The 22,850-nt window shown below is 61.5% G+C and carries 19 protein-coding genes; 18 read left to right on the forward strand and 1 reads right to left on the reverse strand.

Annotated elements, in window-relative coordinates:
• The first annotated feature begins 89 nt into the window (after positions 1–89).
• The 18 genes from rpsB (at position 90) to tilS (ending at position 20,862) form a co-directional block, all read left to right on the forward strand.
• Positions 90–839 carry a 30S ribosomal protein S2 gene (gene rpsB / locus HW452_RS05885; RefSeq protein WP_224105173.1) on the forward strand — a complete coding sequence of 250 codons (750 nt, stop codon included), beginning with the start codon at positions 90–92 and terminating at the stop codon, positions 837–839.
• A gap of 217 nt (positions 840–1,056) precedes the next feature.
• Entirely contained in the window at positions 1,057–1,926 is an 870-nt protein-coding gene (gene tsf / locus HW452_RS05890) for a translation elongation factor Ts (protein ID WP_224105174.1), read from the forward strand.
• Between the two features lie 119 nt (positions 1,927–2,045).
• Positions 2,046–2,822: a UMP kinase gene (pyrH, locus tag HW452_RS05895; RefSeq protein ID WP_224105175.1), complete on the forward strand. Its 777-nt coding sequence runs from the start codon at positions 2,046–2,048 to the stop codon at positions 2,820–2,822.
• Between the two features lies 1 nt (position 2,823).
• On the forward strand, positions 2,824–3,381 hold the full coding sequence (gene frr / locus HW452_RS05900) for a ribosome recycling factor (protein WP_224105176.1): 558 nt from the start codon (positions 2,824–2,826) through the stop codon (positions 3,379–3,381).
• 84 nt (positions 3,382–3,465) lie between these two features.
• Positions 3,466–4,257, forward strand: coding sequence for a polyprenyl diphosphate synthase (uppS, locus tag HW452_RS05905; RefSeq protein WP_224105177.1), 792 nt, complete (start codon positions 3,466–3,468; stop codon positions 4,255–4,257).
• Positions 4,250–5,071: a phosphatidate cytidylyltransferase gene (locus tag HW452_RS05910; protein WP_224105178.1), complete on the forward strand. Its 822-nt coding sequence runs from the start codon at positions 4,250–4,252 to the stop codon at positions 5,069–5,071. Before uppS ends, HW452_RS05910 begins: the two co-directional genes overlap by 8 nt.
• The gene (gene ispC, locus HW452_RS05915; RefSeq protein ID WP_224105179.1) at positions 5,068–6,282 is read left to right on the forward strand and encodes a 1-deoxy-D-xylulose-5-phosphate reductoisomerase; all 1,215 of its coding nucleotides are present in this window, start codon (positions 5,068–5,070) and stop codon (positions 6,280–6,282) included. The genes HW452_RS05910 and ispC overlap by 4 nt, the downstream gene beginning before the upstream one ends.
• A gap of 48 nt (positions 6,283–6,330) precedes the next feature.
• The gene (gene rseP, locus HW452_RS05920; protein ID WP_224105180.1) at positions 6,331–7,689 is read left to right on the forward strand and encodes an RIP metalloprotease RseP; all 1,359 of its coding nucleotides are present in this window, start codon (positions 6,331–6,333) and stop codon (positions 7,687–7,689) included.
• Between the two features lie 100 nt (positions 7,690–7,789).
• A complete protein-coding gene (gene bamA, locus HW452_RS05925) occupies positions 7,790–10,141 on the forward strand; it encodes an outer membrane protein assembly factor BamA (RefSeq protein WP_425348087.1) in 2,352 nt (783 codons plus the stop codon).
• 59 nt (positions 10,142–10,200) lie between these two features.
• Positions 10,201–10,707 (forward strand): OmpH family outer membrane protein, encoded by a 507-nt coding sequence (locus HW452_RS05930; protein WP_224105181.1) that lies wholly within the window; start codon positions 10,201–10,203, stop codon positions 10,705–10,707.
• 56 nt (positions 10,708–10,763) lie between these two features.
• Positions 10,764–11,801, forward strand: coding sequence for a UDP-3-O-(3-hydroxymyristoyl)glucosamine N-acyltransferase (lpxD, locus tag HW452_RS05935; RefSeq protein WP_224105182.1), 1,038 nt, complete (start codon positions 10,764–10,766; stop codon positions 11,799–11,801).
• A 133-nt stretch (positions 11,802–11,934) separates the two neighbouring features.
• Positions 11,935–12,378: a 3-hydroxyacyl-ACP dehydratase FabZ gene (fabZ, locus tag HW452_RS05940; protein ID WP_106375814.1), complete on the forward strand. Its 444-nt coding sequence runs from the start codon at positions 11,935–11,937 to the stop codon at positions 12,376–12,378.
• Complete coding sequence (gene lpxA, locus HW452_RS05945; protein WP_224105183.1) at positions 12,375–13,142, forward strand: acyl-ACP--UDP-N-acetylglucosamine O-acyltransferase; 768 nt, start codon at positions 12,375–12,377, stop codon at positions 13,140–13,142. The genes fabZ and lpxA overlap by 4 nt, the downstream gene beginning before the upstream one ends.
• A 13-nt stretch (positions 13,143–13,155) precedes the next feature.
• Positions 13,156–14,328: a lipid-A-disaccharide synthase gene (gene lpxB / locus HW452_RS05950; RefSeq protein ID WP_224105184.1), complete on the forward strand. Its 1,173-nt coding sequence runs from the start codon at positions 13,156–13,158 to the stop codon at positions 14,326–14,328.
• Positions 14,318–14,950 carry a ribonuclease HII gene (gene rnhB, locus HW452_RS05955; RefSeq protein WP_224105185.1) on the forward strand — a complete coding sequence of 211 codons (633 nt, stop codon included), beginning with the start codon at positions 14,318–14,320 and terminating at the stop codon, positions 14,948–14,950. The genes lpxB and rnhB overlap by 11 nt, the downstream gene beginning before the upstream one ends.
• Before the next feature lie 37 nt (positions 14,951–14,987).
• Positions 14,988–18,488: a DNA polymerase III subunit alpha gene (gene dnaE, locus HW452_RS05960; protein WP_224105186.1), complete on the forward strand. Its 3,501-nt coding sequence runs from the start codon at positions 14,988–14,990 to the stop codon at positions 18,486–18,488.
• A 126-nt stretch (positions 18,489–18,614) separates the two neighbouring features.
• Positions 18,615–19,568: an acetyl-CoA carboxylase carboxyl transferase subunit alpha gene (accA, locus tag HW452_RS05965; RefSeq protein ID WP_224105187.1), complete on the forward strand. Its 954-nt coding sequence runs from the start codon at positions 18,615–18,617 to the stop codon at positions 19,566–19,568.
• Positions 19,549–20,862, forward strand: a complete 1,314-nt coding sequence (tilS, locus tag HW452_RS05970) for a tRNA lysidine(34) synthetase TilS (RefSeq protein WP_224105188.1) — start codon at positions 19,549–19,551, stop codon at positions 20,860–20,862. The genes accA and tilS overlap by 20 nt, the downstream gene beginning before the upstream one ends.
• Here the strand turns inward: tilS and ppx are convergent.
• Positions 20,807–22,378, reverse strand: coding sequence for an exopolyphosphatase (gene ppx / locus HW452_RS05975; protein ID WP_224105189.1), 1,572 nt, complete (start codon positions 22,376–22,378; stop codon positions 20,807–20,809). The two genes, tilS and ppx, sit on opposite strands and share 56 nt — an antisense overlap.
• Positions 22,379–22,850 lie beyond the last annotated feature (472 nt).

The following is a 22,850-nucleotide window of genomic DNA, read 5'->3' on the forward strand; positions in this document are numbered from 1 at the left end:
TCCCGGGTGCCGAGGGCCACGCTTGACGCGGTCAACGGTCGGATCCATGGGGTGCGTGGAGGCCTAACCCGAGTTTCAGGAGTTTTACCATGTCTCACGTCAACATGCGTGACCTGCTCAAGGCAGGTGCTCACTTCGGCCACCAGACCAAGTACTGGAACCCGAAGATGGGCAAGTTCATCTTCGGTGCGCGCAACAAGATTCACATCATCAACCTCGAGCACACCCTGCCGGCGCTGAACGAAGCGATCGACGTGGTCGAGAAGATGGCGGCATCCAACAACAAGATCCTGTTTGTTGGTACCAAGCGCAGCGCCAGCAAGATCATCAAAGAAGAAGCCAATCGCGTCAACCAGCCGTTCGTCAACCATCGCTGGTTGGGCGGCATGCTGACCAACTTCAAGACCATTCGTCAGTCCATCAAGCGCCTGCGTGATATCGAAACCATGCGCGAAGACGGTACCTTCGAGAAGCTGACCAAGAAAGAAGTCTTGATGGCGACTCGCGAGCAAGAGAAGCTCGAGCGTTCCATCGGTGGTATCAAGAACATGGGCGGCCTGCCGGACGCACTGTTCGTGATCGACGTCGACCACGAGCGCATCGCGATCAACGAAGCCAACAAGCTGGGTATCCCGGTCATTGGCGTGGTTGATACCAACTCGAACCCGGATGGCGTTGATTACGTGATCCCGGGTAACGACGACTCCATCCGTGCGATTCAGATCTACGTGAAGGCGATTGCCGACGCGTGCGGTCGCGCCAAGGAAGGTCGTCCGGACGAGTTCGTTGAAGTGACCGACGAGGCTGCTTCTGCCGAGACTGACGCTGCGGCCAAGTAAGGTGGCAGTGGATGCGGCGGGCAGTTGGGCCGCATCGTGACAAGAGGGGGCCTGTGCCCCCTTTTTTCCCGCCTGGGGTGAACCCGTCGGCGGGCCGATTACGCCGGGTATCAGATGCCGGCAAGCGGCCTTCGGAGTGATACATGATGGTCATCTGTCATGCCTATACTCTGTAGGGCGTTTAACTCTCATAGAACCATTTCAGAGGTGAATTCTCATGGCAGCTATCAGCGCCTCTCAGGTCAAGGAACTGCGCGAGCGTACCGGTCTGGGCATGATGGAGTGCAAAAAGGCACTCACCGAAGCCAACGGTGATATCGACGTCGCGATCGAAAACCTGCGCAAGAGCTCGGGCCTAAAGGCCGCGAAGAAAGCCGACCGCACCGCTGCCGAAGGCGCAGTAGTGACGCGCGTTGCCGAAGACGGCAGCTACGGTGTAATGGTCGAGATCAACTCCGAGACCGACTTCGTTGCCCGCGATGACAACTTCGTTGCCTTCTCCAAGAAAGTCGTCGATGCCTTCTTTGCTGCCAAGAGTGAAGACGTGGCGTCGGTCATGGAAGGCGAGCTGGAATCCGCGCGCGAGCAGCTGGTTCAGAAGATCGGCGAGAACATCGGCGTGCGTCGTGCCGTGGTCGTGAATGCAGCGGAAGGCGGTCTGGTGGGCGAATACGTCCACGGCGGCCGTATCGGCGTTCTGACCGTTCTGAAAGGCGGTACTTCAGAAGCGGCCAAGGACGTTGCCATGCACGTGGCGGCCATCAATCCGGCGGTTGCGCATCCTGAGCAGATGCCGCAAGAGCAGCTGGATCAAGAGAAGGCCATCATCCTGGCGCAGCCGGACATGGCGGGCAAGCCCGAGCAGATCGCCGAGAAAATGGTTCAAGGCCGTCTGAAGAAGTACCTGGCAGAGAACAGCCTGACCGAGCAGCCGTTCGTCAAGGACCCGAACCAGACCGTTGCCGAGTTCGTCAAGGCAGCCGGTGGTGAAGTGGTCAGCTTCACGCGCTTTGTCGTGGGCGAAGGTATCGAGAAAGAAGAAGTCGACTTCGCCAAGGAAGTTATGGAACAGGCTGGCCGTCGTTAAGGTCAGACGTTTCAGTCAGAAGATGGCGTGCGCGAAAGCGCACGCCTTCGTGTATCCGGCCCCTGTCAAACGTGGGGCTTTCGTCCGCCTGTGTCCAGGTCTGCCTCAGGAGAGATGCCATGTCACGTGATATTCAAGAGCCTACCCCCCTTGCTGCTGCAAACCAGATCGGCAAGTCCAAGTCGAAATACAAGCGTATTCTGCTGAAGCTTTCCGGCGAAGCGCTGATGGGCGAGCATGATTTTGGTATCGACCCGAAAGTGCTGGACCGCATGGCGCTGGAAATTGGCCAGCTGGTAGGCATTGGCGTTCAGGTGGGCATCGTGATCGGTGGCGGCAACCTGTTCCGTGGCGCTGCCCTGAACGAGGCCGGAATGGATCGGGTGACAGGCGATCACATGGGAATGCTGGCAACTGTGATGAATGCACTTGCCATGCGCGATGCCCTCGAGCGTTCCAACATACGCTCACGGGTCATGTCAGCGATTCCCATGAGCGGCGTGGTCGAGCATTATGACCGCCGTACCGCCATCCGTTATCTGACGTCGGGAGACGTGGTACTGTTCTCGGCAGGCACGGGCAATCCTTTCTTCACTACCGACTCCGCCGCTTGCCTGCGCGGTATCGAGGTCGATGTCGATGTCGTCATCAAGGCCACCAAGGTGGACGGCGTCTACGACAAGGACCCGGTCAAGCATGCCGATGCAGTAAAATACGACCAGCTCTCCTACGATGATGCCCTGGACCAGAAGCTGGGGATCATGGATTTGACCGCTATCTGCCTGGTACGTGACCATAATATGCCGGTGCGGGTATTTGATATGAACAAGCCTGGCGCCCTGCTGAATCTGGTAGTAGGGGGCAAGGAAGGCACGCTGATAGACAGAGGGTTATAACGTGATCGACGATATCAAGAAAGATGCTGAATCTCGCATGAAGAAAAGCGTTGAAGCGCTGGGAAACAACTTCAACAAGATTCGTACCGGGCGGGCGCATCCGAGCATCCTGGATGCGGTGACCGTCGAGTACTACGGCGGCCAGGTGCCGCTCAATCAGGTTGCGTCAGTGAACGTCGAAGATGCGCGCACGCTTACCGTGGCGCCCTGGGAACAGGGCATGGTGCCGAAGATCGAAAAGGCCATCATGACCGCCGATCTCGGCCTGAATCCGTCAAGCGCGGGCAACGTCATCCGTGTGCCCATGCCCATGCTGACCGAAGAGACGCGCAAGAACTACATCAAGCAGGCGCGCTCTGAAGCCGAGCACGCCCGCGTGGCCGTGCGCAACGTGCGTCGCGATGCCAACGGTGACTTCAAGAGCCTGCTCAAGGACAAGGAGATTACCGAAGATGATCAGCGTCAGGGCGAAGATGACATTCAGAAACTGACCGACAAGTATATCGCCGAGATCGACAAGGCGCTTGTCGCAAAAGAGCAGGATCTGATGCAGGTATAAGCTACCTGTCCACTTGGCAGCGGGCAGCCTGGCTGCCCGCTGGGCCTATGGCTTTATTATGACTGAGCTTTTGTGCGAGACCTCATGACGTCACCGCAGTTTCCCGAAGAACAGCCGAGCGACGCCAGCACGCCACCTCTCACTGCAGGGGAAGTCATGCCGTCGCACGTTGCCATCATCATGGACGGCAACAATCGCTGGGCACGTGCCCGCGGGCTATCTGGCGTACGCGGTCATCGCGCGGGAGTCGAGGCCGTCAGGGCGGTGATTCAACGTGCTGCCGAGCGGCAGGTGAAGACCCTGAGCCTGTTTGCCTTCTCGAGCGAAAACTGGCGGCGCCCCGCCGCTGAAGTCAACGCGCTGATGGAGCTTTTTCTGATGGCGCTCAAGCGCGAAGTCAAGAAGCTCAACGAGCGCAATATCCGGCTGTCGATCATTGGTGAGCAGCGCGGCTTTTCCCACGCGATCCAGAAGTACATTCACCGTGCAGAGGCGCTGACCGCCGATAACACTGGCATGCACCTGGTAATTGCCGCCAACTACGGCGGGCAGTGGGATATCGCCCGGGCAGCGCAAACGCTGGCCGAGCAGGTGGCCGAGGGCAAGCTCAAACCTGACGAGATCGACGAAGCCTGCTTTGATGACGCAATGGGCAGCCGCAACGTGCCGCCCATTGATCTGTGTATTCGAACTAGCGGCGAGCAGCGGCTTTCCAACTTCATGCTGTGGCAGCTGGCTTATGCCGAGCTGCACTTCTCGCCCTTACTCTGGCCCGATTTCGGCGCCGAAGCCCTGGACGTGGCGTTAAACGATTTCTGCAAGCGGCGCCGGCGTTTTGGCATGACCGACCAACAAATAGAGGCGCAAGGTGCTTAGACAGCGGATCATCACCGCAGCCTGGCTGGCACCCCTGGTGCTGGCTGGCCTGTTTGGTTTGCAAGGTGGCGCGTTTGCGCTTTTCACGGCTGTCATGGTGCTGCTCGGCGCCTGGGAGTGGACGAATCTTTCCGGTGTGTTGCGCCAGGGAGCACGCCTGCAGCTGGTGGCCGCACTTGCGGCCATCATGCTGCTGATGTGGCTCTCGGGCGCCGCGTTTGCCATGTGGCCGCTGTGGTGTGCGGCCCTTGGCTGGCTGCTCAACCTTTATTGGGTGACCCAGTACCCGAACAAGGGCCTCCAGTGGCAGGCAACGTCGCGCCGGCTGGCAATGGGGCTCTGGGTGCTGCTGCCGTGCTGGGTAGGGTTCAATGTCCTGCGTGAAAGCGGGGCGGTATGGCTGCTGTTCGTGCTGCTTCTGGTGTGGTCGGCGGATATCGGCGCCTATTTTGCCGGTCGCCGCTTTGGCAAGCGCAAACTTGCGCCACGCGTCAGTCCCGGCAAGTCCTGGGAGGGCGTGATAGGCGGGCTGGTGGCCACTACGCTTCTGGCGGTGGTCTTTGCCTTCTGGCAATCGCTGGGCTTCACGGGCGGCGCTGCCCTGGTGGTCATGACGGTCGTGGTGACGTTTACCTCAGTGCTGGGCGATCTGCTCGAAAGCATGCTCAAGCGTTATCGGGACATCAAGGACTCAAGCCAGCTTCTGCCGGGCCACGGCGGCGTGCTGGATCGTATCGATAGCCTTACCGCCGCCATCCCGCTGTTTGCACTGCTTTATTTGCTGATCCTTCAAGCACAGGTGACACCGCTATGAGAACGTCTTCACGCCGGTGGGTGACCGTACTCGGCTCGACGGGGTCTATCGGGGTCAGCACGCTGGATGTGATTGCCCGCCATCCCGAGCGCTATCAAGTCTATGCGTTGACCGCGCACACTTCGAAAGAAGCCCTGCTGGCTCAATGTCTGGCTCACCGCCCCCAGGTGGCGGTCCTCGATGGCGAGGTCGACGCTGAATGGCTTCGTCAGGCGCTCGCTGACGCCGGCCAGGCAACGGACGTGCGGGCGGGGCGCGAAGCACTCTGCCAGGTAGCCCGTGAGGCGTGCGTGGATACCGTGATGGCCGCCATTGTCGGCGCAGCTGGCCTGATGCCCTCGCTGGCAGCGGCCGAGGCCGGCAAGCGCGTGCTGCTGGCCAACAAGGAAGCGCTGGTGATGAGCGGCGCGCTGTTCATGCAGGCCGTTGCACGCTCGGGAGCGACGCTGCTGCCCATCGATTCCGAGCACAACGCCATCTACCAGTGCCTGCCGACCCAGCACCGTGGCGGGCTTGCGCGTTATGGCGTTCGCCAGCTGCTGCTGACCGCCTCCGGCGGTCCATTTCGCACCTGGAGCGCGCCGGCGCTTGCCGACGTCACGCCGGAGCAGGCCTGCGCCCATCCCAACTGGTCGATGGGGCGCAAGATTTCCGTCGACAGCGCCACCCTGATGAACAAGGGGCTTGAATTGATCGAGGCGTGCTGGCTGTTTGACGCCACGCCCGAACAAATCGAGGTGGTTGTTCATCCGCAGAGTGTGATTCACTCCATGGCTGCCTACGCTGACGGCTCGGTCATCGCCCAGCTGGGCAATCCGGACATGCGCACGCCGATCGCCTACGGACTGGCCTGGCCCGAGCGTATCGATGCCGGCGTGGAAACGCTTGATCTGTTTCAGGTGGCACGGCTGGATTTCGAAGCGCCGGACGAGGTGCGGTTTCCCTGCCTGCGCCTGGCCCGAGAGGCCATGCAGAAAGGCGGCGCCGCGCCGGCTATTCTCAATGCCGCCAACGAGATAGCGGTCGAGGCATTTCTGGCCGGCACGCTTGGCTTCGAGGCGATCGCCAGGGTTGTGGCCGAGGTGCTGGCGCTGCCCTACGCCGGGGATGCAGACTCGATCGAGAATGTACTGGCAGCCGATCAGTGGGCGCGTCAGCAGGCGGTTGAGCAGCTGAGCAAGCATGCGCGGTCTCTAGACGAACAAGGGTAGGTCGCTTAAGCATCGGCGGCGGGTAGGCATAGTGCCAAGGAGTTCAGTGTGGGCCTGTTACAAAACGTTTTAGCGGTCATCGTCGTGCTGGGGCTTCTGGTCACCTTTCACGAGTTCGGTCACTTCTGGGTAGCACGCCGCTGCGGAGTCAAGGTACTGCGCTTCTCTGTCGGCTTCGGCAAGCCGCTGTGGTCGACCGTGGACCGTCAGGGAACGGAGTACGCCGTGGCGGCCATTCCGCTGGGCGGCTACGTCAAGATGCTCGACGAGCGCGAAGCGCCGGTGCCGGATGATCAGCTCGACCAGGCCTTCAATCGCAAGAGTGTCTGGCAGCGTGTCGCGATTGTCGCCGCCGGTCCGCTGGCCAACTTCCTGCTTGCCATCGTCGCCTACTGGGCGCTGTTCATCTACGGCACGACCACGATCATTCCAATGGTGGGGGATGTGTTGCCCGACTCGCCGGCAGCCGAGGCAGGCCTGGCCCATGGCGATGAAATCACCGCGATCCAGAACGCCCCGGTGCGCTCCTGGGAAGACATCAACCTGAAACTGGTTTCCATGATCGGTTTCAGCGGCACGCTGACCATCAACGCCCTGCCAGAAGGCAGCAGCAGTGAACGCAGCTATGCTCTTGAGGTCGATAACTATCTGGCTCGTCAGGACCCGCCACAGCCGCTTGAAACGTTGGGCGTGACGCCCTGGCAGCCGGCATTCCCGGCCGTGCTGGGGCAGGTGGTGGAGGGCGAAGCGGCGGCCAGCGCCGGCTTGCAGGCCGGGGATCGCATCCTTGCCATCGACGAAACGCCGGTGGAAGACTGGATGCAATTCGTCACCCTGATCCGCAGAAGTGCTGGCGAAACGCTGTCGGTTACCTACCAGCGCGACGGCGAGCGGGGCGAGCTTTCGCTGACCCCGGCCAGCAATCTGCTGGAGAGCGGCGGTGAGGTTGGGTACATTGGAGCCGGTGTCGAGCCGGTTTCCTGGCCTGAGTCGATGCAGCGTGAAATTCGCTATGGGCCGATCGAGGCGGCAAGCCAGGCGCTTTCGCGTACCGGCAATATGGTAGTGTTGACCGTAGACGCGATTCGCAAGATGCTGGTGGGGCTGATTTCGCCCTCCAATCTGTCCGGTCCGATCACCATTGCCCAGGTTTCCGGTGATTCAGCCCGCGCAGGGGTCGAGGCGTTTGTCAGCTTTCTTGCCTATCTTTCCATCAGCCTCGGGGTGCTTAATCTACTGCCCATTCCGGTGCTCGATGGTGGACACTTACTTTACTATTTTGTAGAAATCGTGCGTGGGCGGCCGGTCTCTGAACGAACCCAGGCAATCGGGCTACGCATCGGGCTTGCCATGGTAGGCGGTTTGATGGCGATGGCTCTGTATTTCGATCTGATGCGCCTTTGGTAATGACGCGTGTAGCGCGCAGGATGCCTTGTCATCTGCCTGCACAAATGTATATGGTGCCTATCTGAAACGGTAGGCAGACCAACGCGAGCGAACTGACTGCATGAAAATCAAGACCCTTGGAATGGCGGCACTCTTGCTGGCGGCTGCCGGCGGCGCCCAGGCACAATCCTTTGATGTTTCGGACATTCGGGTGGAAGGACTACAGCGGGTATCCGCCGCCTCGGTCTTCAATGCGTTTCCTGTCAGTGCTAACGACCGCGTTAGCGAACAGCAGCTAGCGTCTGCCGCCCGCGACCTGTTTGCCACCGGTCTGTTTGAAGACGTATCGCTTGCTCGCGAGGGCGACGTCCTCGTGATCCAGGTCGTGGAGCGTCCGACCATTGCCCGACTGAACCTCACAGGTAACAAGCAGCTCAAGGAAGAAGACCTGCGCAACGGTCTTCGCCAGTCCGGTCTTTCCGAAGGCCAGGTACTGCAGCTTTCGACCCTTGAAGAGATCCAGCGCGAGCTGGAAGGGGTCTATCAGTCCCAGGGCCGCTACAGCGCCCGCATCTCGACCAACGTCGAGCAGATCGATGAGGGCCGCGTTCAGGTCAACATCAACATCAATGAAGGTGAAGTGGCCAAGATCCGCCAGATCAACATCGTGGGCAACGAGGACTTCGACGATGAAACGCTGCGCGAGGTCTTCGAGCTGAATGACCGGCCCGGACGCTTCTTCGGCTGGTTCTCGAGCGATGAGTATTCGCGCGAGGCGCTTGCCGGGGACATCGAGCGTCTGCGCTCTTTCTACCTTGATCGCGGCTATGTCAACTTTGACGTGACCTCCACTCAGGTATCCATCGGACCTGAGAAGTCCGAGATCTTCGTGACGCTCAACGTCGATGAGGGCAATCAGTATCGGGTGGGCAACGTGCGCTTTGTCGGCGACCTGCAGATCAGCGAAAGCGAAGCGCGCGAGCTTCTCGAGATCAAGAGTGGCGATATCTTCTCGCGCGGGCAGGTCAATGCCTCCACGGAAGCGCTGCGGCTACGCCTGGGCGCAGAAGGCTTTGCCTTTGCCGACATTCAGGGCATTCCGGAAATGGCCGATGATGGTGAAACCGTTGACCTGGTCATTGCCGTTGATCCAGGCCAGCGCACCTACGTGCGGCGTATCGAGTTCTACGGCAACACCACGACCCAGGATGAAGTGCTGCGTCGTGAAATGATCCAGATGGAGGGCGCGCCGGCGTCTACCGACTCGATCACCCAGTCCCGCCAGCGCCTGGAGCGCTTGGGTTTCTTCAGCCAGGTCGAGGTGGATACCCAGCAGGTGCCGGGGCAGCCCGACCAGCTGGATGTAACCTACAACGTCGAAGAGCAGCCCTCGGGCTCGGTGTCGGCAAGCGTGGGCTTTTCACAAAGCGCCGGGGTGATCTACGGGGTGGGCCTTGCCCAGAACAACTTCCTGGGCACGGGGAATCGCGTGAATGTCGGCGCTCAGCGCAGTGATACCTTCACCAGCATCAACTTTGCCTTTACCGACCCTTACTGGACGCTCGACGGTATTTCTCGCGGCTACAACCTGTTCTATCGCGAAACCGACTATGCCGACTCCGATATCTCGACCTACTCGACCGACGCCTATGGCGCGGGCATCAACTTTGGCTACCCGGTCAGCGAGCTTTCAAGGCTCAACTTCGGGGCGAGCATCGAAGATATTTCGGTCAAGACCTACAACGATACGGCCTCGGAAATTCGTCGTTACGTCGAAGACGAGGGCGCAGACGCGCAGAGCCTGAAGCTGACCGCCAGCTGGACGCGCAACAACCTCAACCGGGGTGTCATGCCCACGGCCGGTAACTATCAGCGCCTTTCGCTGGAAACCGGCGTGCCGGGGAGCGATGCCGAGTACTACAAGCTGCGCGCACGGGCACAGCAGCTGTTCCCGATCAATGACGATGAAACCTGGGCGCTGAAATTCAGTGGCAACCTGGGCTATGCCAATACGCTGAACTCGAGTGACCCTTACCCCTTCTACGAGAACTTCTATTCGGGCGGTCTGGGCTCGGTGCGCGGCTTTACCTCCAATACGCTGGGCCAGCGCACCACGCCCTCGGTGGAAGGCGGTCGTGACCGTACCCTGGGGGGTAACGTTCAGGTAGAAGGCAGTGCAGAAATCATCTTCCCGATGCCGTTTGTCGAGAATCAGCGCTCGGTGCAGCCGTCGCTGTTTCTGGATGCGGGTAACACCTTCCTGAGTTCCTGCTACGATGTGCTGGAAGCCGATCAGGGTCGTCAGCGCTGCAGCTCCGGCGTGGACCTGGGCGACTTGCGGTATAGTGTGGGTATCGGCCTGTCCTGGTTGACCCCGGTGGGGCCGCTGACCTTCAGCATCGCCGAACCGCTCAATGATGAAAGTGGTGACGATACGCAGTTCTTCCAGTTCTCTCTGGGCCAGACGTTCTAATATTGCCAGCAAGCGCACGCGAGCGTGCGCTTTAGCCTGAATGACAAGGAGTTGACTCGATGCGTAAATTGACAGCGGCGGTGTGCCTTTTCGGTGCCATGGTGTTACCGGCTCATGCCGTCCAGGCCGCGGAAGTAGCGGTGCTGGATTGGCGTGCAGCGCTGATGAATACCCAGTCCGCTCAATCTTCGCTAAGCCAGCTGGAAGGCCAGATCGGTAGCCAGCAGCGCGAAGCCCAGGGCCTGGGAAATGAGCTGCAGCAATTGCAGGAGCGTCTGCAGCGTGACGGCCAGAGCATGGCCCAATCCGAGCGCGACTCGCTGGTGGCCGAGCTTCAGGAGAAGGGCAGCCGCTTCGAGCAGTTGCGCCGTGAAGTGATTCAGGCCCAGCAGCGTTCCGAGCAGCAGTTCCTGGAAAGCGCTGAATCGAAGCTCGAACAGGCTGTCGAACAGGTGCTGGCGCGCCACAACATCGATGTGCTGGTGGAGCCGCAAGGCGTGCTGCACTCGTCAATGGATTTGCCCAATGTAACCGAAGAGGTTACGCAACTCTTTGACTCGATGTAATTAATTTTCAATGACTGCCGGTGCGGCGCTGTCGCACCACTGTTTGCTGGGCTCCCATGACGCACGCACCTCACCACCTCACTCTTGCGGACATCGCTCGCCATCTGGGCATCACTTTCGAAGGTGATGCAGACCAGCCCATCCGTGGCCTGGCAACGCTCAAGGAAGCCGAGCCTGACCAGGTGGCCTTTCTGGCCAACCGGGCCTACCTGAAGGACCTGGCCAGGACCCGGGCGGCAGCCGTGCTGCTTCATCCAGAGCACGCCAAGCACTGCCCGGTGCCGCGCCTTGAGATCGACAACCCCTACCTGGGCTACGCCAATCTCTCCCAGCTATTCGACCCGCTGCCCGCGCGTGACAAGCCCGGCATTCATCCCACCGCCGTGGTAGCGAAGGGCGTTACCCTGGGCAAGAACGTATCCATTCAGGCGCACGCCGTCGTGGAAGAGGGCGTGACCCTGGGGGATGACGTCGTGGTCGGCGCAGGCAGCGTGATTGGTGCCGACTGCATCATCGGGGAGCGCACACGACTGCATGCCAACGTTACCGTGTGTCATGGCGTCGTGATCGGCAAGCGTGTCATCCTGCAAAGCGGCTGCGTGATTGGTGGCGACGGTTTCGGGTTTGCTCACGACGGCGAAGGCTGGCACAAGATCGCCCAGCTCGGTGGCGTGGTGCTGGGTGATGACGTGGAAGTCGGCAGCTGTTCGAGCATTGACCGGGGCGCGCTTGGCGATACCGTGATCGGCGATGATGTCAAGATCGACAGCCAAGTCCAGATTGCCCATAACGTGACGATAGGCGCGCATAGCGCGCTGGCGGGGTGTGTGGGGATTGCCGGCTCGACCAGGGTGGGCAGGCACTGCATGCTGGGCGGCGGCGTGGGGCTTTCCGGGCATCTGACGCTGTGTGACGGCGTGCAGGTAACCGGCATGAGCCTTGTTACCAACTCGATTCACAAGCCGGGGGTCTACTCCTCTGGTACCGGCGCCATGGGCAACACCCAATGGCGTAAGAATGCAGTACGTTTCAAACAGCTCGACGATATTGCCAAGCGCCTGTCGCGGCTGGAAAAAAACACCAGTGATACATAAAGGTCACATTATTTGCTGGGTAGGTAGCTTGAGGCGTCATCGCCGCGGGTTATAATCCCCGCCCTTCAACCAGCCGGGGCGCTGGTATTTGCCTGATGCCGATCAGGCGTTTTTCATTTTTGAGGTCGTTACGATGGTTATGGATATTAACGAAATTCGCGAATACTTGCCCCACCGCTATCCGTTTCTGCTGGTGGATCGAGTAACGCAATTGACCGTAGGTGAATCCATCGTTGCGTTTAAAAACGTTAGCATCAACGAGCCTTTTTTCAACGGGCATTTCCCGCATCATCCCATCATGCCGGGCGTGCTGGTCGTGGAAGCGCTGGCCCAGGTGTGCGGTATCCTGGGGTTCAAGACGGTCAACAAGCTGCCCGCCGACGGCTACGTCTACTATCTCGTAGGCAGCGACAACGTGCGCTTCAAGCGCCCGGTCATGCCTGGCGACCAGCTGACGCTGGAAGCCAACGTGATCCGCGGCAAGCGCGGTATCTGGAAATTCGCCTGTCGCGCCACCGTTGACGGTGAGCTTGCCTGCGAAGCGGAAATCATCTGTGCCGAGAGGAAGGTTGCTTGATACACCCTACTGCACTGATCGACCCGGCAGCCCGGCTTGCCGACGGCGTCGAGGTTGGCCCCTTCAGCGTCATAGGGCCAGACGTCACGATCGGCGAAGGTTCCGTCATTGGCCCCCATGTGGTCATCAAGGGCCCCACGGTGCTTGGCAAGCGCACGCGTATCTTTCAGTTCGCCTCCGTAGGCGAGGATTGCCAGGACAAGAAGTACGCCGGTGAACCGACGCGCCTGGTGATGGGAGATGACAACGTGGTGCGCGAGGGCGTCACGCTGCATCGCGGAACCGTTCAGGATCGCGGCGAAACCACCATCGGTTCGCGCAACCTGTTCATGGCCTATGTCCATGTCGGCCATGACTGCGTGATCGGCAACGATTGCATCCTGGCCAACCAGGTAACGCTCGCCGGTCATGTCACGCTTGGCGATCATGCCATTCTGGGCGGGCTCTCCGCGGTGCACCAGTTCTGTCACTTCGGCGAGCACGCCATGGCCGGTGGTGGCTCGATCATCACCAAGGATACGCCGGCCTATATCATGATCAACGGCAACCCCGCCGAGGCGCGTGGCCTCAATCTGGTCGGCCTCAAGCGTCGTGGCTTCAGCCGCGAAGCCATCAATGCGCTGAGCGCTGCCTACAAGATGGTCTATCGCCAGGGGCTGACCGTCGAGCAGGCGCTTGGCGAGATGCGCGCCCGTTTTGATCTGGAAGAAGTGGCCCACTTTGCTGCTTCCATCGAGCGTTCAACTCGCGGCATCATCCGCTAGGCGTGCTGTTTCCATGACGTTGCAACGCGTATACCTCGTCGCCGGGGAGCTGTCGGGAGATATTCTCGGTGCGGGCCTGATGCGCGCACTCAAGGTACATCATCCCGACGTCGAGTTTCGGGGCATTGGCGGACCACGCATGATCGCTGAAGGCATGCAGAGCCGCTTTCCACTGGAAACGCTTTCGGTGATGGGGCTGGTCGAGGTCGTCAAGCATCTGCCTGAACTGGTGGGCGTACGCCGTACGCTGCGCCGCGAGGCACTTGCCTGGCAGCCGGACATCATGGTGGGCATCGACGCCCCGGACTTCACTCTTGGCCTGGAAAAGCAGCTGCGCCGTGAAGGCATCAAGACCGCACACTACGTAAGCCCCTCGGTATGGGCGTGGCGTCAGGGCCGGGTGAAGGGGATTGCCCAGTCGGTGGACGGCATGCTGACACTGCTGCCGTTTGAAGCGGACTTCTATCGCAAGCATCAGGTGCCTGTTGCCTTTGTAGGCCATCCCCTTGCCGATGAACTGCCGCTCGAGAACGACCGGCTGGCCGCTCGCCAGGCGCTGGGGCTCGAGCCGGATGCACCGGTGCTCGCCATGCTGCCGGGGTCGCGCGGCAACGAGGTGCGCTTTCTGGGCCGGACGTTTTTATCCGCCGCCGAGCAGCTCTGTCAGCGTCACGCCACCTTGAGCGTGGTGATACCGGCCGCTACGGCGCAGCGCCATGCGGAAATCGAAGCGTTATTGAACGACTACCCGGCACTGGCCGCGCGAGTGCGCCTGCTCGATGGCCAGGCGCGTGAGGCCATGGTGGCAAGCGATGCGGTGCTGCTGGCCTCGGGTACGGCGGCTCTTGAAGCGATGCTGTGCCATCGCGCCATGCTGGTGGCCTACAAGATGGCCCCGGCGACTCACTGGCTGGCCAGGCGACTGGTCAAGACGCGCTGGGTGTCGCTGCCTAACCTGATCGCCCAGGAGAGCATGGTGCCGGAGCTGATTCAGGAGGCGGCCACACCGGAGGCGATTGCCGGCCAGCTGGACCGGCTGCTGGCCGATCAGGCCGCCCGCGCCGCGCTTGAGGCACGCTTTGCCACCATGCACGCAGGACTTCAGCGTGATGCCAGCCGCCGCGCTGCCGAAGCCATTACGGCCATCGCCGCCGGCCAGCCGCTGGAGCAACACCATGGCGAGTAAGCCGCTTGACAATTCGTCACTGGATTATCCGCCGCTGGAAATCGCCTATGCCGGCGAGCGTCTGGCTGGCGTGGATGAAGTGGGCCGCGGGCCGCTGGTTGGAAGCGTGGTAGCGGCTGCAGTGATTCTGGACCCGAAGCGCCCCATCGATGGGCTGACCGACTCCAAGAAGCTGACCGCGCGCAAGCGTGAAGCGCTGGATCGGTTGATTCGCGAACAGGCACTGGCCTTTGTGGTGGCCGAGGCCAGCGCCGCCGAGGTCGACCAGCTCAATATCTACCACGCCACGCACCTGGCGATGCGCCGGGCGATCGATGGCCTGATGCCTGGCGCGGAATACCTGCTGGTGGATGGCAACCGGATGCCTGGGCATTCGCTGCCCGGCCAGGCCGTGGTCAAGGGCGATGCCCGCCATCCAGCCATTGCCGCCGCGTCGATCATTGCCAAGGTAGCTCGCGACGCCCAGATGATGGCGCTGGATATACGCTATCCTGAGTATGGCTTTGCGCGCCACAAGGGCTATCCCACGAAGCAGCATCTTGAAGCGCTGGCGGTGCACGGACCGCTGGCCGAGCACCGCCGCAGCTTTGCACCGGTTCAGCGTCAGTTGGCCCTGCTGTAAGCGCGTTCCCTTTTACCGAGATTTTACCGAGAGTGTCATGACGGTACCGTTTGTTCATCTACGTTTGCACAGTGAATACTCCCTGGTCGACGGCTTGGTAAAACTTAAGTCCCTGGTCAGTACCACTGCCGAGCGGGGCATGCCGGCGCTGGCGTTGACTGATGAAACGAATCTGTTCGGCCTGGTCAAGTTTTACAAGGGAGCCCAGGGCGCCGGGCTGAAGCCGATCATCGGCAGCGACTTCTGGCTTGCCAACCCCCACGATGATGCTCATCCATATCGCATCACGCTGCTGGCGATGAATGCCGAGGGCTACCGTAACCTGACCGAACTGATCTCCAAGGGGTGGACCCACGGGCAGCGCCAGGGGCGGGCGATTCTCGACAAGCGCTGGGTACTCGAGCAGAGCGGCGGCCTGATTGCGCTGTCTGGCGGTCGCGAGGGCGATATAGGCCGCCACCTGCTCTCCGATCACGTTCGCGAAGCACGCCTGCTGCTCGAGGAGTGGCAAACGGCGTTCCCCGAGCGCTTTTATCTGGAACTCATTCGTACCGGCCGGCCGCTGGAGGAGGCGTGCGTGCACGCCAGCGTCAAGTTGGCCCTTGAAACCGGCACACCGGTCGTGGCCACCAACGACGTACGCTTTCTCGAGCGTGATGATTTCTGGGCCCACGAGACACGCGTGGCGATCGGTGAGGGCAAGGCGCTGGACGACCCGCGTCGTGAACGGCGGTATTCCGAAGAGCAGTACCTGAAAAGCCCCGAGGAAATGGCCGCGCTGTTCTCGGATATTCCCGAGGCGCTGGAAAACAGCGTGATGATTGCCGAGCGCTGCAGCGTGGATGTGCGCCTGGGTGAGATATTTCTGCCCGAGTTCGAAATTCCCGACGGCATGACCCAGGACGAGTTCTTTCGCAAGGTGTCCCACGACGGCCTGACGGATCGCCTCGATTTTCTGTTCCCGGCTGATCGCTACCCCCGTGACAGCGATGAGTACAAGGCCATCGACGCGCGCTACCGCGAGCGGCTGGATTTCGAGCTCAACGTCATCATCCAGATGGGGTTTCCGGGCTACTTCCTGATCGTGATGGACTTTATCCAGTGGGCCAAGGACAACAACGTGCCGGTGGGACCGGGGCGTGGCTCCGGCGCGGGCTCCCTGGTGGCCTACGCGCAAAAGATCACCGACCTCGACCCGATCGGCTACGACCTGCTGTTCGAGCGCTTTCTGAACCCTGAACGTGTTTCCATGCCCGACTTCGATGTCGATTTCTGCATGGAGAAACGCGACCGTGTCATCGAGTACGTGGCCGAGCGCTACGGGCGTGACGCCGTCTCCCAGATCGTCACCTTCGGCACCATGGCCGCCAAGGCCGTGGTGCGCGACGTGGCCCGTGCTCAGGGGCGGCCTTACTCGCTGGGCGACAAGCTTTCCAAGCTGATCCCCTTTGAAGTGGGCATGACCCTTGGCAAGGCAATCGAGCAGGAGCCAGCACTCAAGGAGTTCATCGAGAATGACGATGAAGCCGAAGAGATCTGGGAAATGGCCCTCAAGCTCGAAGGTACCACCCGGGGAACCGGCAAGCACGCCGGGGGCGTGGTCATCGCGCCCACCAAGCTGACCGATTTCTCGCCGCTGCTGTGCGATGAAAACGGCAACGGCCTGGTCGTGCAGTTCGATAAAAACGATATCGAAGACGCCGGGCTGGTCAAGTTCGACTTTCTCGGGCTGCGCACGCTGACCATCATCGACTGGGCGCTCGAGATGGTCGACAAGGTGCGCGACGTCCAGGGCCAGGCGCCGCTGAATATCGACGCCATTCCGCTGGATGACGGCAAGACCTTCGAGATGCTCAAGCGCGCCGAAACCACCGCCGTGTTCCAGCTCGAATCCCGCGGCATGAAGGAGCTGATCAAGCGCCTGCTGCCGGATTCGCTCGACGACATGATCGCCCTGGTGGCGCTGTTTCGCCCCGGACCCCTGCAGTCCGGCATGGTGGATGACTTCATCAACCGTAAGCACGGTCGCGCGGAAGTCTCTTATCCACACCCGGATTATCAGCACGAGCTGTTGAAGCCGGTACTTGCGCCGACCTACGGGATCATCCTGTACCAGGAGCAGGTCATGCAGATTGCCCAGGTGATGGCGGGCTACACCCTGGGCCAGGCGGACATGCTGCGCCGGGCAATGGGCAAGAAAAAGCCCGAAGAGATGGCCAAGCAGCGCTCGGGCTTCATGGAGGGGTGCGCAGCCAACGGCATCGACAAGGACCTGGCGGGCAATATCTTCGATCTGGTGGAGAAGTTTGCCGGCTACGGCTTCAACAAGTCGCACTCCGCCGCCTACGCGCTGGTTTCCTATCAGACCGCCTGGCTCAAGGCGCACTACCCGGGGCCCTTCATGGCCGCGGTCATGTCCACCGAAATGGACAACCTGGACAAGGTCGTGCCGCTGATCGAGGAGTGTCGCAACCTCAAGCTGACCGTCACGCCGCCGGACGTCAACGTGGGGGGCTACAAGTTCACCGTGGATACTGAAGGCCGCGTGGTGTACGGCCTGGGCGCGATTCGCGGCGTCGGCGAAGGCCCGATCGGGGCGATCGTCGAGGCGCGCCAAACCGGCGGGCCGTTTACTGACCTGTTCGATTTCTGTCGCCGGCTCGATCCCAAGCGCATGAACAAGCGCACCCTCGAGGCGTTGATTCGCTCCGGGGCACTGGATAACCTCGGCCCCAACCGGGCGGTGCTGGCCACCTCGATGGAGGACGCCCTGAAGGCGGCCGCCCAGAATCATGCCAACCAGAACCTGGGCATGCTCGACATGTTCGGTGAGGCGTTTGCCGAGGTCGAGGATAACGATGTCTACGCCGAGTACCGGGGCGTGCGCGAATGGACCGACCGTGAGCGTCTTTCCGGCGAGAAGGATACGCTTGGCCTTTACCTCACCGGGCATCCGATCGATGAGTACGAGCGTGAGCTGAAGCGCTTCGTCTCGACCCGAATCAGTGACCTCAAACCCTCCCGCGAGCCCCAGCGGGTAGCCGGGCTGGTGGTGGCCATGCGCACCATGAAGTCCAAGCGCGGCGATACCATGGCGTTCATTACCCTGGATGACCGCACCGGGCGTATCGAAGCCTCGCTGTTTGGTGAAATGTTCGAGCAGCTGCGCGGTCAGATAGCCTCGGATCAGGTATTGATCGTGGAAGGCGACGTCTCCAGTGACGACTTCTCCGGTGGGCTCAAGCTGCGCGGCAAGGATGTCACGCCCATGGTGACCGCGCGCACCCGTTACGGCCAGGCCGTGGAGCTGGCCCTGGATGCCGGACAGATCAACGGGCGGCTGGTCGAAAGCCTGCGCGACAGTCTGACGCCCTACCGGGATAGCGAAGGTCTGCCCGTGCGGGTGCAGTACCGCCATGTCGAGGCGGTGGGCTGGCTTGAGCTGTCTGACGAGTGGAAGGTGGCGCCCAGCGATGACCTGCTGCTGGCCCTTCGCGATGTGGAAGGGCAGGCAGGGGTTCAGCTTCGCTATCGCTAGCCGGGCGCCTGGACGATGAATAGAACGGGCCTTGACTTGCGTGGCAGGGCCAGGGTGCGATAATACGCGCCAATTGATGCGCGTTTCGCAGGCTTTTTTTTAATAGGCAGCTTACAGGCAAAGCCGATGAATCCTAATTATCTCGATTTTGAACAGCCCATTGCCGAACTTCAGGCAAAAATCGAGGAGCTGCGTTTGGTCAGCTCCGACAGCGTCAACCTCTCCGATGAGATATCCCGGCTGGAGGAGAAGAGCCGCAAGCAGACAGAATCGATCTTCAAGGATCTGACGCCCTGGCAGGTTTCCCAGCTGTCGCGTCACCCACAGCGACCCTATACGCTGGACTACCTCGAGCACGTGTTCAGCGATTTCGACGAGCTGCACGGTGATCGCAACTTTGCCGACGATGCCGCTCTGGTTGGCGGCATTGCGCGCCTGAACGACAAGCCGGTCATGGTGATCGGCCATCAGAAAGGACGCGACGTCAAGGAGAAGGTGCGCCGCAACTTTGGCATGCCGCGCCCGGAGGGCTACCGCAAGGCGTGCCGTCTGATGGAAATGGCCGAGCGCTTCAAGATGCCCATCCTGACCTTCATCGATACGCCCGGCGCCTATCCGGGTATCGACGCCGAAGAGCGCGGCCAGAGCGAGGCCATCGCCTACAATCTTGCGGTCATGTCTCGCCTCAAGACGCCCATCATCTCCACCGTGGTGGGCGAGGGCGGCTCCGGCGGCGCACTGGCGATTGGCGTATGCGATGAGCTCAACATGCTGCAGTACTCTACCTATTCGGTGATTTCACCAGAAGGCTGCGCCTCGATTCTGTGGAAAAGCGCCGAGAAGGCCTCGGACGCCGCCCAGGCCATGGGGATTACCGCCGAACGCCTCAAGGAGCTGGGCTTTGTGGATACGCTGATCAAGGAGCCGCTGGGCGGCGCACACCGCCATCCGATCACCACCGCCGAGCGCATCAGAGATACCCTGACGGCGAGCCTCGAGCGTCTGCAGGCGCTGGATACCGAGGCGCTTCTCGAGCGCCGCTACAAGCGCCTGATGAGCTATGGCGCTCCGGCCGCCTGAGCCGCTTGAACGCTTGTTGAACGACGCCCTGGCGGATACCCCGCCGGGGCGCTCTATTTGGGTGGCCCTTTCGGGCGGCCTGGATTCATCGCTGCTGCTGCTGCTGGCAAGCCGCGTCTGTCGGCCCGCCGGCCGCACGCTTCAGGCGATTCATGTTCATCACGGCCTGCAAGGGGCCGCCGACGACTTTGCAGCGCACTGCCAGGCACTGTGCAAGGCGCTTGAGGTGCCGCTTTCGGTAGTGCACGTAAGCGTCGAGTCAGCTGGGGAGAGCCTCGAGGCCGCTGCCCGCGAGGCGCGCTATGCCGCGTTTTGTGCCCACGTGCCCGAAGGTGACGTCATCTGGCTTGCCCAGCATCAGGACGACCAGGCCGAGACGCTGCTGCTCGCCGCACTACGGGGCAGCGGTATCCGCGGGTTGGCGGGCATGCCTTATCGGCGCGTTTCAGAAGGACGCCACTTTATCCGCCCCTGGCTATCGGCCGGCCGCACTCAGCTTGAAGCCTGCGCCCGTGCGCTTGAGCTCTCCTGGTGCGAAGACCCCACCAACCGTGACCTCGCCTTTGACCGTAACCGCTTGCGGCATGAGGTCATGCCCGCGCTTAAGGCGCGCTGGCCCCAGGCCTGCGAGGCGCTTGCCCAAAGCGCGGCTTATGCGGGTGAGGCGGATACGCTGCTTGGTGAGTATGCCAGCGCCGAGCTTGCGTCACTGCGCCTGGGTAGCGAGTATCTGGATGCGGAGGCGCTGCTGGCCCGCTCTCTGCCTCGCCAGCGCTTACTGGTGCGTACGTTCTGCCAGACGCTGCACCTGCCGACACCGCCGCGCCGACGCCTGGAGGCCCTGCTTGCGCAGCTAAACGCGGCCGCCGATGCCGGCGTGCGCGTTGCTTGGCCAGGCGCCGAGGCCAGGGTATGGCGCCAGCGGCTTTACCTGCTGGCGCCGCTTGCGCCGGTAACGGCGTGGGAGAGCAGCTGGGACGGCCAGCCGGGCCTTGCCACCCCGCTCGGCGAGCTGGCGCTGGGCATGAACGCCAGCACACCGCTGACGCTGCGCTGGCGCCAGGGGGGGGAGGTCATCGCGCTGGCCAGGCGGGGGCGGCGCGACGTGAAAAGGCTGCTTCAGGAAGCCGGTATCCCACCCTGGGAGCGCGAGCGACTGATGGTGATCATGCAGGGGGAGGCGTGCCTGGGGGTCATCCAGCCACCTGCCCGGGTGCTGTGGCAGGCGGCTGGCGTGGTCATCGCACGGGCGACGAGTCAGCCGTATCGTTCTCCAGCACGACGTTCAGAGTGAACCCGGCCGCGGCCATATAGGCCTGCTCCTGCTCGATATCGGTGCTCAGTAGCGTCGGCTCTTCGCTGACGGGCAGGGCCAGCGTCAGGTCGGTGGCACTGGCACTGATCTTGGGGAGCGCTGGGGCATTCTCGGGCCGCGAATGGTTGAGCAGCACCGCCAGACGCAGCAGCTGGGCGAGCTTGGCGGTATGGGCCTGTTGGGATTTGGGCAGCGCCTGCCACTCCTTGAGCGGAAACTTGCGCCGGTGGGCACGCACCAGAAACGCAAGCTGGTGCTGCTCGGGGCGTGAAAAGCCGGCGAGGTCCGAATGTTCCAGCAGGTAGGCGCCGTGACGATGGAACTGGCTATGGGAGATCGCCAGGCCAATTTCGTGCATGTGGCTTGCCCACTGCAGGTAGTGGCCGTGTTCCTGGGTGAGCGACCAGGCGCGTTTGACCTGCTGAAACAGGCGCCTGGCGGTATCTGCCACGTTATCCGCCTGGCGGGTGTCCACGTCGTAGGTGCGCTTCAAGACGTCGAGGCTTTTTGAGCGGGTGTCCTCGGCGCTGTTGCGCCCGGCCATGTCGTAGAGCACGCCTTCGCGCAGGGCGCCGTCGGCAAAGCGCATCTGCTCGAGCTCGAAGGCTTCGAAGACGGCACTCAAGATGGCAATGCCGGCCGGGAATACCCGCGCACGGTCCGGCTTCAAGCCGTCCAGTTCCACCTTGTCCAGATGCTTGCACTTGAGCAGCCGCTCGCGCAGCTTCTTCAAGCCGCTGCGGGTAATCACCCCTTCGCTGGGCGTATCGCCGTAGGCCAGCAGCACGCTGGCCGCCGCCTTGATCGTGCCGCTGGAGCCGACCGGGTCGTCCCAGCCCAGACGCTGGTAGGGGCGCTGAATATTGGCCAGTTCTGAAAGGGCGGCGAGCTCGGCGCGGCGCAGGCGCTTTTCAGACAGCTCGCCATCGGCGAAGAAGCGGCTGGTAAAGGTCACGCAGCCCATGCGCAGGCTCTCGAGCGCCTTGGGTTCAAACGCTTCACCAATGATGAACTCCGTCGAGCCGCCGCCAATATCGACAATCAAGCGGCGGCCGTTTTCGGCCAGCGCGTGCGCCGCCCCCAGGTAGATAAGCCGAGCCTCTTCGCGGCCGGCGATGATTTCGATGGCATGACCCAGCTGCGTCTCGGCGCGCTCGATGAAGGCCTGGCTATTCGCCGCATCGCGCAGCGCGTTGGTGCCCACTACCCGCAGGTTGGCGCTCTCGATATCGCTTAGAAAGGGCGCGAAGCGGCCCAAACAGTCCAGCGCACGCTGCATGGCGGCTTCATTTAACTTGCCTTCCTCGTCCAGGCCGGCCGCCAGCTGGACTTTTTCGCCCAGCCGCGCGACCACCTGAAGCCGCTCGTTCTGGTAGTTGGCCACCAGCAGGTGAAAGCTGTTGGAGCCCAGGTCAATGGCGGCCAGACGCTGGGGTGTGGCGCCTTCTGACTCGCTGGCCGGGGGGGTAAGAGAGGGCGAAATGTCCTTGGGCATGAGCTATCCTTCGTATTGGCTATGCCAAGGTTGCGGCGCGGTGTAGTCATTGTCAATTGGCAAAGGCTTGCGTTTATGGCAGCGCTTGACTAACATCGGGCTACTGGCTTGATTCAACCTGTCGCGCTGAGTTGTCATTTTAAAATCATCTTTTTAAAATAGCATCGCTATAGAGGGCGGGCGCATCAGTTTCAGGCGTTTCTGCATGTTCGACACTTGCGCCGTGTCATTGAAATGATTCGATGTCGCTTGAATAGTGAGTGTCGGCCAACGTTAGTGTTGACTGAACAGTCCCTATCCAGATAGCGTCAGCCAGAACTCCAAGTCGTCAGATGACCCGTTGATTGGTTCTTTCCTTTGCCAATCAGAGCAAGCAACTGCCAGCACCCTCGAGCCGAGTAATACTCATCGCCTTACTGTATGCCGTCATGAGTCAATCGGGGCCTAGTGGCCTGTTCGAGTACGTGCCTTA

It is taken from the genome of Vreelandella aquamarina, assembly GCF_020075495.1.
Classification (GTDB): Bacteria; Pseudomonadota; Gammaproteobacteria; order Pseudomonadales; family Halomonadaceae; genus Vreelandella; species Vreelandella aquamarina_A.

What these genes read in the sequence shown, in the direction of transcription:
- rpsB (WP_224105173.1), top strand. Translation starts at nt 90, where the DNA reads ATGTCTCACGTCAACATGCGTGACCTGCTCAAGGCAGGTGCTCACTTC.
- tsf (WP_224105174.1), top strand. Translation starts at nt 1,057, where the DNA reads ATGGCAGCTATCAGCGCCTCTCAGGTCAAGGAACTGCGCGAGCGTACC.
- pyrH (WP_224105175.1), top strand. Translation starts at nt 2,046, where the DNA reads ATGTCACGTGATATTCAAGAGCCTACCCCCCTTGCTGCTGCAAACCAG.
- uppS (WP_224105177.1), top strand. Translation starts at nt 3,466, where the DNA reads ATGACGTCACCGCAGTTTCCCGAAGAACAGCCGAGCGACGCCAGCACG.
- ispC (WP_224105179.1), top strand. Translation starts at nt 5,068, where the DNA reads ATGAGAACGTCTTCACGCCGGTGGGTGACCGTACTCGGCTCGACGGGG.
- bamA (WP_425348087.1), top strand. Translation starts at nt 7,790, where the DNA reads ATGAAAATCAAGACCCTTGGAATGGCGGCACTCTTGCTGGCGGCTGCC.
- HW452_RS05930 (WP_224105181.1), top strand. Translation starts at nt 10,201, where the DNA reads ATGCGTAAATTGACAGCGGCGGTGTGCCTTTTCGGTGCCATGGTGTTA.
- lpxD (WP_224105182.1), top strand. Translation starts at nt 10,764, where the DNA reads ATGACGCACGCACCTCACCACCTCACTCTTGCGGACATCGCTCGCCAT.
- fabZ (WP_106375814.1), top strand. Translation starts at nt 11,935, where the DNA reads ATGGTTATGGATATTAACGAAATTCGCGAATACTTGCCCCACCGCTAT.
- lpxB (WP_224105184.1), top strand. Translation starts at nt 13,156, where the DNA reads ATGACGTTGCAACGCGTATACCTCGTCGCCGGGGAGCTGTCGGGAGAT.
- rnhB (WP_224105185.1), top strand. Translation starts at nt 14,318, where the DNA reads ATGGCGAGTAAGCCGCTTGACAATTCGTCACTGGATTATCCGCCGCTG.
- dnaE (WP_224105186.1), top strand. Translation starts at nt 14,988, where the DNA reads ATGACGGTACCGTTTGTTCATCTACGTTTGCACAGTGAATACTCCCTG.
- accA (WP_224105187.1), top strand. Translation starts at nt 18,615, where the DNA reads ATGAATCCTAATTATCTCGATTTTGAACAGCCCATTGCCGAACTTCAG.
- tilS (WP_224105188.1), top strand. Translation starts at nt 19,549, where the DNA reads ATGGCGCTCCGGCCGCCTGAGCCGCTTGAACGCTTGTTGAACGACGCC.
- ppx (WP_224105189.1), bottom strand. Translation starts at nt 22,378, where the DNA reads ATGCCCAAGGACATTTCGCCCTCTCTTACCCCCCCGGCCAGCGAGTCA.